Annotated in this window: 7 protein-coding genes; 3 read left to right on the top strand and 4 right to left on the bottom strand. The window is 41.5% G+C overall.

What is annotated here, in order from left to right; all coding sequences use genetic code 11:
* The 3 genes from JWR61_RS06870 to JWR61_RS06880 all read right to left on the bottom strand — a co-directional run.
* Positions 1–785: sugar phosphate isomerase/epimerase (locus tag JWR61_RS06870; protein ID WP_301927102.1), on the bottom strand; the 785-nt coding region annotated here is incomplete at its 3' end.
* 158 nt (positions 786–943) lie between these two features.
* On the bottom strand, positions 944–1,342 hold the full coding sequence (locus JWR61_RS06875; RefSeq protein WP_301927103.1) for a GNAT family N-acetyltransferase: 399 nt from the start codon (positions 1,340–1,342) through the stop codon (positions 944–946).
* Positions 1,343–1,464: 122 nt separating this feature from the next.
* The gene (locus JWR61_RS06880; protein ID WP_301927104.1) at positions 1,465–1,716 is read right to left on the bottom strand and encodes a hypothetical protein; all 252 of its coding nucleotides are present in this window, start codon (positions 1,714–1,716) and stop codon (positions 1,465–1,467) included.
* 599 nt (positions 1,717–2,315) lie between these two features.
* Between JWR61_RS06880 and JWR61_RS06885 the strand changes: the two genes are divergently transcribed.
* From JWR61_RS06885 to JWR61_RS06895, 3 genes are all read left to right on the top strand, one after another.
* Positions 2,316–3,764, top strand: coding sequence for a hybrid sensor histidine kinase/response regulator (locus JWR61_RS06885; RefSeq protein ID WP_301927105.1), 1,449 nt, complete (start codon positions 2,316–2,318; stop codon positions 3,762–3,764).
* Between the two features lie 177 nt (positions 3,765–3,941).
* Positions 3,942–10,376, top strand: a complete 6,435-nt coding sequence (locus JWR61_RS06890) for a HAMP domain-containing protein (RefSeq protein ID WP_301927106.1) — start codon at positions 3,942–3,944, stop codon at positions 10,374–10,376.
* 14 nt (positions 10,377–10,390) lie between these two features.
* Positions 10,391–11,647 carry a response regulator gene (locus JWR61_RS06895; protein WP_301927107.1) on the top strand — a complete coding sequence of 419 codons (1,257 nt, stop codon included), beginning with the start codon at positions 10,391–10,393 and terminating at the stop codon, positions 11,645–11,647.
* A 28-nt stretch (positions 11,648–11,675) separates the two neighbouring features.
* Here the strand turns inward: JWR61_RS06895 and JWR61_RS06900 are convergent, their stop codons facing one another.
* On the bottom strand, positions 11,676–12,062 hold the full coding sequence (locus JWR61_RS06900) for a response regulator (protein WP_290335399.1): 387 nt from the start codon (positions 12,060–12,062) through the stop codon (positions 11,676–11,678).
* Between the last annotated feature and the right edge of the window lie 510 nt (positions 12,063–12,572).

The raw sequence follows: 12,572 nt of genomic DNA on the forward strand, positions 1-12,572 counted from the left end.
TGCATCCATCCATCGCCATAGTAGCCGGTTTCATACACTGCAGTGCTCACAGCACGCCAGTCAATGGTGCCTTTACCAAGCAGAAAGCCATTTTCCTTCATGTGCAATTCGCCCACCATGTGCTTACCCAGTTTTTTAAATTCCTTTACGGTATCAAAACCTGCATCAGCAGTATTACGAAAGTCATAATATACTTTTATATTTTTTGAACCTACCTTATCAATGATATCCATATGCTCATCTGCATCCAGGTAAGATTCTATGCCCAGTGTGATCCCGTTCTTTTCTGCATGCGGCGCTACTTTCTTTAAACGGCTGATCACTTCTTTTTTTCCGGCGGCATCATTGCGTAGGTCATTGTTGCTGAAGAACGCCAGCAGTACCATTGAAACATTTAAATTTTTGGCTACATCCACGCTGTCCCAAACCCATTCTTCTGTGCGGGCATCTGATTTGTACGGCACGGCATTCAATTCGCCAATGGCAAGACTCGAAATTTTAACACCTGTTTTTTTAGATGCATCAAGATATTGCTGCTGCAAACTTTTATCACGCAAATGCAGGTTATTTTCCAGCGACCCCATGTTTACCATGATGCCATCCAACCCTATCTGCTTTGCAATATCAAAAGCTCCGATATCACTGCTTTTGCCCAGGCTCCAGTCGCAGGCCCCTATTTTAAAAATATTTTTTTTATTCTCAACACTGGCAATGGTGTCAAAAGCATTTCCTGGAAAGACAGCCAGTAAGGCAGCATGTTTAAGTAACTGTCGGCGTGTAAGCATATCGGCAATTTGAATGGCAGAATATTCTGCTCATAAATATAGCATAGGTTTTCAGTGAATAACAAAGTCACTGAAAATATTTTGCAACCCTGCCGGATTTGTGAAATCTGATTGAAAAGTAAGCACCGTTTAGAGCCATAGAGCAAATCGCAATTCAGCTAAATCTTTCTGTAACTAGCAAATGCCCTTTCTTCTTTTGTAAAACCAACCTTTGGATAATAAGTCATTGCCTCAGGAACAGAAAGCAGCAGAACCATTGTTTGTTCTCCTGCTTTTTCCCTTGTAAGCTCAATCAATTTTTTGCCGATGCCTTCTTTTTGATAACCCGGTTGTACTGCAAGATCTGCGAGGTAGCAACTCCAGCACCAGTCCGTAATACAGCGGGATACTCCAACCAATGTTGCTCCATCCCAGGCCGTAATGACCAGGTTAGAATGAGCGTACATTTTTTTTATCCGCTCTGCATCCCCGGTCGGTCTTGGTAAACCAGCATTATTATATAAGGTGATTACCTGTTCTGCTGTTGGTATTACATCTTCTTTATAAACAATCGGCATAACTGAAATTTGTTATTCTAAAAAGATAGTACAAAATACTTATTTTCTGCAGCCCGTAAAAAACCCAATCATTAATTGTTCAATAGTAAAAGGCCCTCCCCTCAAATTTTTGATTTGTACACCTAATCCTTAAACATCAACACCAGCTGATCTGCAATTGCTTCCAGCAAATCCCTTTCAATATTTTTGTCTGCTTCCATGTCATCCGGGCTTACCACCGCACGGAAATATCCCTCCTCATCAGGCTCAAACGAAATAATTTTTCCTTTCACGTCCACTATTATTTTATAACTATATCCCGCAGTAACTAACTCAGCAGAAAAATGGTGATGTGTTGCATTGTATTGCAGGGGTATGTCAAAAAAATTATCCATGTAAATATTTTCAGCGACAAGGTAAGGTCATTTTTATACATGTCGCAACATCAATTCGTCTGCAAAATCTTGCAAAAAAAAATGCTTTGTGTAAAGTGCTTTTTGCCAAAATCAAAAGTGAACATTTTATAGAAAATATTGGCATGCTTTTTTAGCTCTTGATTGCTGCCGATATTACAAGTAGTTAATTCACCCTGTGATATCTATAAACAATAACCACAAAAATTACCCTTATCATGATTAACCGGTAGGTGACCCAGGCACATCAATACAATAGCGTACAGGTATAGCAATACACTGCTGTTACAAATAGCAAAATTCTTATTATCCAAATTGATTTATCATACTTAAAATTGTTAACCGAATGTTATCAGAATCAAAAAGAACGCAGACAATGGATTCAACCGATATATTTAAAAAAGTGGATTAAGGCTTAACAATAGTTATGCCGGCTACTGTGAGCGTGTTGTTCTGTAAATTCCTTGTGTTGTGACAAAAAAACGGGGAAAAATATGGACACTTTTGGTAGACTCTTAACGAATAATATTTAAAATCAATATTTTTTAAACCAGATCCAATACTAATAAATCCTTTTATACATGCCTGTCAACAAGCCCCTTAAGATTCTAATTATTGATGATGATGAAGATGATTTTTTTATTACAAGTGAGTTAATAAAAAAAATAGATAATGGCTATTTATTCACCATTGACAGCTGCTCATTTTATAAAGAAGCATTGGACAAAATCTGCAAAGGTGAATATGATGTTTATTTTGTTGATTACAAGCTGCGTGGACAGACAGGTTTAGAGCTCATCCACGAAGCTATTAAGAATGGTTGTGAAGAACCCTTAATACTACTCACCGGTATTGGCAACAGGGAAATTGATGTATTAGCCATGCAGGCAGGTGCAGTGGACTATCTTGTTAAATCTGAACTTACAACAGAAAAATTAGAACGTTGTATACGCTATGCATTAGAGCGGTTTACTTATCTAAAAGCCCTCCGTGCCAATGAACAAAAATTCCGGAACTTTTTTGAAAATTCCCGTGACGGTGTTTTTATGGCAGACGAGCAGCTGATGTTTAAAGATGTAAACCATGCCGCTTCATTGCTGTGCGGATACACAAAAGAAGAAATGCTTCACTTAAGCATTTATGATTTATTGGCGGACGAAGAAAACCAGCATTTAATTGAAAAGGAGTTGGCTGCAGCCGGTGAGTTATCTGATAAAGAATTGGATTTATACACCAAAAACCGGGAACGAATTAATTGCATTGTTTCTGTTACACGTGAAAAAGATGGCAAGGGCAATTTGTATATGCAGGGTATTATTCATGATATAACAAGTTTAAAAAAAGCAGAAAAAATTACCCTTCAAACCGAAAAATTAAAATCCACACAACGGTTTGTGCGCATCCTCGCCCATGAAGTACGCAACCCGCTTAACAATATTTACCTTTCGTCAGACCAGCTGACGTCATTGATCCAGGCGGAAGAACCTGCCTTTTTGCTGGATATTATCACACGCAACAGCAAACGCATCGGAAACCTTATAACCGAACTGCTAAATTCCGCTAGGCCAGCAGAAATCATTCTCGATAAAATTTGCCTCCGCTCAGTAATTGAGGAAAGTATCAATAGTGCGTCAGACAGAATTATGCTTAAAAACATTCGCCTGGAACGTAACTATACCATGGATAGCTTATGGATCATGGGGGATTTTGAAAAGCTGAAACTCGGCTTTGTAAATATTATCATTAATGCAATTGAAGCCATGAAAGACAATGAAGGGAAACTAACGATTGGCATAAAAAATGACAATGCCAATTATGTAGTTACAATTAACGATAACGGCAGTGGTATCAGTGAAGAAAATATCACTAAATTATTTGAGCCTTATTTTACTTCCAAATCAAACGGCATGGGATTGGGACTTGCTGCTACATTGAATATTTTTCAATCGCATTCGGCACTCATAGAAGTGCAATCGAAAATTAATCATGGCACCAGCTTTATTATTAATATAAAAAAAATGAGCGTGTAAATAATTAAAAAATCATGCTAAAGAAGCATTTACACCTGCCCGGAAAAAAGTTTATAATATGACTGTTCAGCTGGTTGACAACCTATTTACAATATGAATACACAATCTTGAGCATCCTGTTTATCAAAAGCAATTAAAACCATTTTATCCAATTTTAACACTGTTCAAAATCACGCAATGGCCAATAACAAATCTAAAAACCTAACCTCTGGCAATGGCACTGCTTCCAGCGATCTAAGTGGCACTGCAATGCTTACGGACGATTTACCCGCGGCTGCTAAAAAAAATACGAAGCAGTATAAGGAACCATCTTTTCAAAATGATGAATTGAATGCAAGGGATTTATTGCAGGTTTTAACGGAAGTTAAAAACGGCAATTTTACCGTGCGTATGCCAATTGACCAGGTAGGATTGAGCGGAAAGATTTGTGATACGCTCAATGAAATTATTTCGCTCAACGAAAAAATGATGCAGGAATTTACCAGGGCAGGCAGCACCATCGGTAAACAGGGTAAGTTAACTCAGCGCATTGAAGTGCCCAGTGGCAGAGGATCCTGGAGCACCGGTGTAGATTCTTTAAATACATTGATTTCCGACCTGGTACATCCCACCATCGAAATTGCGCATGTAATCAGTTCGGTGGCCAAAGGTAATCTGAGCCAGGAAATGCCATTGGAAATTGGCGGCCATACGTTACAGGGCGAATTTTCCAGGATTGCAAAAGAGGTGAATGACATGGTAAAACAATTGAATCTTTTTTCAATGGAAGTTACCCGTGTGGCAAGGGAGGTTGGCTCTGAAGGGAAATTGGGAGGCCAGGCAAAAGTTAAGGGTGTAGGTGGCGTGTGGAAAGACTTGACGGATTCTGTAAATCAAATGGGTAGTAACCTTACAGCCCAGGTAAGAAATATTGCGGAGGTAACCACCGCCGTTGCAAAAGGTGATTTATCGAAAAAAATAACGGTGGATGTAAAAGGAGAAATCCTGGAATTAAAAAATACCATCAACACCATGGTGGATCAGCTCAACTCTTTCTCTTCGGAAGTTACCCGTGTGGCGCTGGAAGTAGGAACAGAGGGAAAGCTTGGCGGGCAGGCGCAGGTAAAAGGGGTGGCTGGTACCTGGAAAGACTTAACAGATTCTGTAAATCAAATGGCCAGTAACCTTACCGGCCAGGTAAGAAATATTGCAGAGGTAACTACCGCCTTTGCCAAGGGTGATTTATCCCGCCAGATTACGGTGGATGTAAAAGGCGAAATCCTGGAATTAAAAAATACCATCAATACCATGGTGGATCAGCTCAATTCTTTTTCCGGTGAAGTTACCCGTGTAGCACGTGAAGTAGGCTCTGAAGGAAAACTCGGCGGACAGGCAAAAGTAAAAGGCGTGGGTGGTGTATGGAAAGACTTAACGGATTCTGTAAACCAGATGGCGAGTAACCTCACAGGCCAGGTGCGTAACATCGCAGAAGTAACCACGGCGGTGGCAAAAGGCGATCTGTCAAGAAAAATTACCGTGGATGTAAAGGGCGAAATTCTTGAATTAAAAAACACCATCAACACCATGGTGGATCAGCTCAATTCCTTCTCTTCGGAAGTTACCCGTGTGGCATTGGAAGTAGGTACAGAAGGTAAACTAGGCGGCCAGGCGCAGGTAAAAGGCGTGGCCGGTACCTGGAAAGATTTAACGGATTCTGTAAATGGTATGGCCAGTAGTTTAACAGGCCAGGTGAGGAATATTGCAGAGGTAACAACGGCGGTGGCAAAAGGTGACTTATCAAGAAAAATTACGGTGGATGTAAAAGGAGAAATCCTGGAGTTAAAAAATACCATCAACACCATGGTGGATCAGCTGAACTCATTTGGTTCGGAGGTTACCCGTGTGGCAAGAGAAGTAGGGTCAGAAGGTCGTTTGGGCGGACAGGCCGATGTGCCCGGCGTAGGTGGAACATGGAAAGATTTGACTGACTCGGTAAACATTATGGCGGGCAATCTTACAAGCCAGGTACGCAATATTGCCGAGGTAACTACGGCCGTAGCAACCGGTGATTTATCAAGAAAAATTGACGTGGATGTAAAGGGTGAAATCCTTGAATTGAAAAATACCATCAACACCATGGTGGATCAGTTGAGGGGTTTTGCATCGGAAGTTACCCGTGTGGCAAGGGAAGTAGGTAGCGAAGGAAAGCTAGGCGGACAGGCCACTGTAGAAGGTGTGGGTGGTGTTTGGAAAGACCTTACCGATTCAGTAAATGGAATGGCGAGTAACCTTACCGGCCAGGTGAGGAATATTGCGGAGGTTACCACGGCCGTTGCTAAAGGCGACTTGTCCAGAAAAATTACGGTGGATGTAAAGGGTGAAATCCTTGAATTAAAAAACACCATCAATACCATGGTGGACCAGTTAAATGCCTTTGGTTCAGAAGTTACCCGTGTGGCACGTGAAGTAGGGTCAGAAGGTAAGCTGGGTGGCCAGGCGGATGTACCCGGCGTAGCAGGCACCTGGAAAGATTTGACCGACTCTGTAAATAAGATGGCCAGTAACTTAACCAGCCAGGTGAGGAATATTGCGGAGGTGACCACAGCGGTTGCCAATGGTGATTTATCAAGAAAAATCGGGGTGGATGTAAAAGGCGAAATCCTGGAATTGAAAAATACCATCAACACCATGGTGGATCAGCTAAGGGGGTTTGCATCGGAAGTAACCCGTGTGGCAAGGGAGGTGGGTACCGAAGGTAAATTAGGCGGACAGGCCAACGTACCCGGTGTTGCCGGAACATGGAAAGACCTGACCGATTCTGTAAACCAGATGGCGGGTAACCTCACAGCTCAGGTAAGAAATATTGCTGAAGTGGCCATTGCCGTGGCGAATGGAGATATGTCGAAGAAAATTACGGTGGATGTGCGGGGAGAAATTTTACAGCTGAAAGAAACCCTCAACACTATGGTGGATCAGCTGCGGGCTTTTGCATCGGAAGTAACCCGTGTGGCACGTGAAGTAGGTACCGATGGTAAACTCGGCGGACAGGCTTTTGTACCGGGTGTTGCAGGTACCTGGAAAGATTTAACCGACTCCGTAAACCAGATGACGGGCAACCTGACCGCACAGGTAAGAAATATTGCGGAAGTAACCAAAGCGGTGGCTTCCGGTGACCTTTCAAAAACGGTGGCCATTGATGTAAAAGGAGAAATCCTGGATTTAAAAAATACCATCAATACCATGGTGGAACAATTGAACTCCTTCGCTTTTGAAGTAACCCGTGTGGCACGTGAAGTGGGTACCGAAGGTAAGCTTGGCGGACAGGCAGAAGTGCGGGGAGTAGGTGGTACCTGGAAGGATTTAACGGACAGTGTGAACATGATGGCATCTAACCTTACCAACCAGGTACGGGGTATTGCAAAAGTAGTAACGGCGGTGGCGACAGGTAACCTCAAACAAAAGCTCGCCATTGTTTCCCGCGGTGAAGTGGCGCAGTTGATTGATACCATCAACGAGATGATTGATACGCTGGCATTATTTGCAGACCAGGTAACAACGGTAGCCCGTGAAGTAGGGGTGGACGGGCGTTTGGGCGGACAAGCTTCGGTGCCAGGCGCTTCGGGTATCTGGAAAAATCTTACAGAGAACGTAAATCAATTGGCGCAAAATCTTACTACGCAGGTGAGGTCCATTTCTGAAGTTGCCTCGGCGGTAACCAAAGGAGATCTTACCCGTACCATCCGGGTTGAGGCAAAGGGTGAGGTGGAAGCATTGAAGGATACCATCAACCAGATGATCGCCAATCTTAAAGAGACCACGCTGCGTAACCAGGAACAGGACTGGCTGAAATCGAACCTTGCAAAATTTACCCAAATGCTGCAGGGCCAGAAGGATTTGAAGACCGTTACACAACGTATTTTATCCGAACTGGCACAGGTTGTTACCGCCCATTACGGCGCATTCTACATCTTAAAACAAAATGAAGACACGCAAGCTGTAAAGCTCAGCCTGTTTTCTGCATACGGCTATAAATCAGAAAAAAATATTCCTACCGAATTTGCTATTGGAGAAGGTTTGGTAGGCCAGGTGGCTTTTGAAAAAGAAAGAATTATCTTATCCAATGTACCGGGCAATTATATCAAGATAAGCTCTGGATTGGGAAGAGCAAAACCAACCAACTTGATCATATTGCCGGTATTATTTGAAAACAAGGTGAAGGCGGTGATTGAACTGGCATCGCTGGATGTGTTCAGTGAAACCCATATTGACTTTTTGGAACAACTTACAGAAAGTATCGGTATTGTAATTAATACAATCGAGGCCAACTCCCGTACAGAAGAATTGTTAACTCAATCGCAGTCACTGGCAGGTGAATTAAAAATACAGCAGGAAGAGTTGAGCCGCACCAATGATGAATTACAGGATAAAGCACTGCTGCTGGTGAAGCAAAAAAATGAAGTAGAAGACAAGAACAGGGAAGTAGAGGAAGCCAGGAAGTCGCTGGAAGAAAAAGCCGAGCAGCTTACGCTTACTTCCAAATACAAATCGGAGTTTTTGGCCAACATGTCGCATGAATTAAGAACGCCATTGAACAGCCTCTTAATTCTTGCCCAGCAATTATACGAAAATGCAGAAGGTAACCTGAATGATAAACAGATCCGCTATGCCAAAACCATTCACTCCTGCGGCGATGATTTAATTCAGCTGATCAATGATATCCTGGATCTTTCCAAGATTGAATCCGGTTTTATTACAGCCAATATTTCACCTGTCCGGTTTGCAGAAATTGCCGCCTTTGCAGAAACTACATTTAAACCAATTTCTGAGGCAAGACACCTGCGTTTCAATATCGAAACGGACGCCAACCTGCCTGCTTCCATGGAAACCGACGTACAGCGCCTGAACCAGATATTGAAAAACCTGTTATCTAACTCATTTAAGTTTACGGAGAAAGGAGAAGTAAAATTAAAAATTTATGAAGCGCATAAAAACTGGAAAGCAGGTAATGTAAATTTAGACAACGCAAAAAAAGTGGTGGCCTTCGCCATCAGCGATACAGGTATTGGTATTCCACAGGAAAAACAGAACATCATATTTGAAGCGTTTCAACAGGCAGAAGGATCTACCAGCCGAAAATACGGCGGCACCGGCCTGGGGCTTTCCATCAGTCGTGGTTTAGCGGACCTGTTGGGTGGTACAATTGAACTGGAAAGTAACACCTCACAGGGAAGCACGTTCACTTTATTTTTACCTGTAGTTGATAACATCACCAGCATCAAAAAAGTGCCCACAGAAAATCTGAATGCTTACCAGCAATTTCACCTTGGCCCCGATGCTACTGAAATAGATACTTTGTTACATTCTATCCGCGTAACAAGCGAAGGTGACTCAAAAAACCTGGCGATCGTAAATGAAATGATCAATGAAACGGGTGACGACAGAACAAATATTTCAGCAGGCGATAAGGTATTACTGGTTGTAGAAGATGATTTGCGTTTTGGAAAAATCATTATTGAAAAAGCGCATAAAAATAATTTAAAAGCGGTAGTAGCAGTAAGCTATATTGAAGTGTTTGATTTTATCAACCGCTTTGCCCCAATTGCCATTACACTGGACGTAAAACTACCTGATACCAGCGGATGGAAAGTGTTGGACCTTTTAAGGAACGATCTTAATTACCGCCACATTCCCATTCACCTTATTTCGGGTGAAGAAAACAGGAACCTGGCCTTAAAACGGGGTGCCCGCAGCTTCCTCTTAAAGCCCCTGGACAATGATTCGCTGAATGAATTATTTGGAGATATTGTGACCTTCAATGAAAAGGCTACCAAGAAAATTTTGGTGGTGGAAGACAATGAGCTTGAATCTTCCCAGATAGCAAAAATGCTGGAAAGCGATTACATGAAAGTAGATATCGCCGCTACCGGTAAATCAGCCATCAGTCAGCTATTGGCGTTTGATTATGATTGCATTATTTTAGATTATACACTACCCGATGTGTCAGGAACTGACCTGGTAAATGAAGTGGCGGAGGTAAAGAAAAAATTAACACCGGTAATTGTTTATTCAGCCAAAGACTTCACTAAAAAAGAGCTGCACGATTTAAATCAAGCCTCCAATAGTGTATTGTTGAAAGGTGTTAATTCACTGGAACACCTGCTGGAAGAAACGGTGTTACAACTGCACATCAACCACAAGGAATTGGCTGCAGATAAACGCAGGGTGATTGAAAATATCAGGATGAAGGAAGATATTTTAACCGGTAAAAACATATTGGTAGTAGATGATGATGTTCGTAATTTATTTGCCCTTACCACCGTTTTTGAGCGCTATAATATCAACGTAATTACTGCTGAAAGTGGTAAGGAAGCCATCGAAATAATTAACGACGGGCAAACAAAAACGGATATGGTATTGATGGATATTATGATGCCGGAAATGGATGGGTACGAAACCACTCAAAAAATAAGACGGGAACATAAAAACAGCACCTTACCCATCATTGCAGTAACAGCCAAAGCAATGAAAGGCGACAGGCAAAAATGTATCGAGGCTGGCGCATCTGACTATATTACAAAGCCACTGAAAATTGATCAGCTGCTTTCGTTAATGCGGGTTTGGTTTTATAAATAAATAAACAGGGATCAATGAAGCAAAGAATTCTTTTAGTGGATGACCGGGAGGACAACCTGTTTTCGATGGAAACCATTCTGGAGGCAGATGGATACGAATTTGTAAAAGCCAGTTCCGGACGCCAGGCTTTAAAAATATTGTTGGCTGAATTTGACTTTGCGCTTATTCTGATGGACGTAAAAATGCCTAACCTCAATGGTTTTGAAACGGCCGCCTTGATATATGAACGGGAAAAATTAAAGCACATTCCGATTATTTTTATAACCGCCAATACCTATGGAGAAGAAAATATTTTTAAAGGCTACCGCACCGGCGCTGTCGATTATATATATAAACCGGTAAACCCTGATTTGCTGCGTGCAAAAGTGGCCGTGTTTGTAGACTTGTATAAAAAAAATCAACAGCTATTGCTGCAGGAAAAAAAATTAACAGCCATTAATAGAAGCCTGCAGAACGAGATCAATGACCGCAAGGCTTCTGAAGAAAAAATTATTGAGCTGAACCACCGGCTATTAAAAAATATTGACGGGCTTGAAAAAGCCAACAGGGAACTGGACAGGTTTGCCTTTATGGCTTCGCACGATTTACAGGAACCATTAAGAAAGATACTGGCCTTCACCGACCGGTTGTACATCCGGCATAAAGACAAGTTGGATGAAGATGGCCTTTTTAATATTGACCGCATTCAAAAGTCCGCGGCACGCATGCAGGAGCTTATAAAAGATATTCTTACTTTTTCAAGATATTCTTCGCAGCAGGATCATTTTGAGCAGGTAGATTTAAACCTGCTGCTGCAGGATGTGGTGGACGACCTTAAACCAATGGTAGCAGAAAAAAAAGCCCGCATTGAAATTTCCGGTCTGCCTGTTTTATTTGTAAACCCGGGCCTTATAAAACCACTTTTCTCAAACCTGTTAAGCAACTCGCTTAAGTATTGTAAAAAAGACGAGCCCCCTTTTATTAGAATTTACACTGCAGATGCTGACAATGGAGGCAGGGATGCCGGAACGCAAACAAAATATTGCAGGATACATGTAAACGACAATGGCATTGGCTTCGGGCAACAATATGCAGAACAAATCTTCGAAATGTTTCAGCGGCTGCACTCCAATACCGAGTACGAAGGTACTGGCATAGGGTTGGCACTTTGTAAACTGATTGCTGAAAAACACAACGGTTTTATTAGCGCTTTAAGCAAGGAAAGTGAAGGCAGCACTTTTATTGTTTCGTTGCCCTTGCATCAGGAGGTAACGAGAAAGGAAATTGCATAATATTTTTTTCTGCCTGCATCCCCCAGGTTCAGGCCAGCAGGTTTTTTAGATAATTGATGAGCCCTGTAAAGTCGGGTGGTTTTACAAAAAAATTAAAAGCACCCAGCGCATGGCTTTCATCTATAAACGCTTTGTTGGATGAGGTAGAGTAAATGATGACGGGAATATTTTCCAGGAAGGAGGTTTTTTTAATTTCGGCCAGGCATTTCAATCCGTTCATCACCGGCATATTTAAATCTAGAAAAATAAAATCGGGTAATTCAAATAAGCCACCTTTTAACAAAAACAAGGCTTCCTCCCCATTTTTTGCCATAATACACTTGATAGCAGGGTTTATTTCAATCAAGGCCTCTGAAAAAAGCATACGGTCATCTTCATCATCTTCAGCCAAAAAAAACAGGATATTTTTTATCATAGACTTGGGGTCGACTTCAGGCCGTTAAAGATAGTGTAAGGCTAACAATATTTACAGCACAAAAAGAAAAAATTTACCGACTTTTTTATAAAGAAAAGGAATAGGCCTGAAGTAATTAAAAAAATTCATCCAACTGGCTTTCTTTTTAATTTTTTTGATGAAGCTGGTCCACAACAGAGGCCTGCACCTGGGCAGATTGCCCTCCAACTCGAAAAAATAATTTTCATAATTATGTTGATGGCTGATGCTATTTTTGCACTTTTTTTAAGTAATTATCGGTATCAAAGCTGTGCAACCTGTATTTATTTCCGGCTTTACAATTACACCGTTTTACAACCTGTAGCAATACCGGTACGTTGCAGGATGGTTACTATAACCCATACTGAACTCACCGGGTTTTATTTGACTTTTAGTTATTACCTTCATCAATAAAAATATACCGGCATGAAGTTAACGAATGACATGCTACCTGACTATAGATAATATTAATATCCCTTAAAAAAAGCATGA

It is taken from the genome of Ferruginibacter sp. (assembly GCF_028288465.1).
Lineage (GTDB): Bacteria > Bacteroidota > Bacteroidia > Chitinophagales > Chitinophagaceae > Ferruginibacter.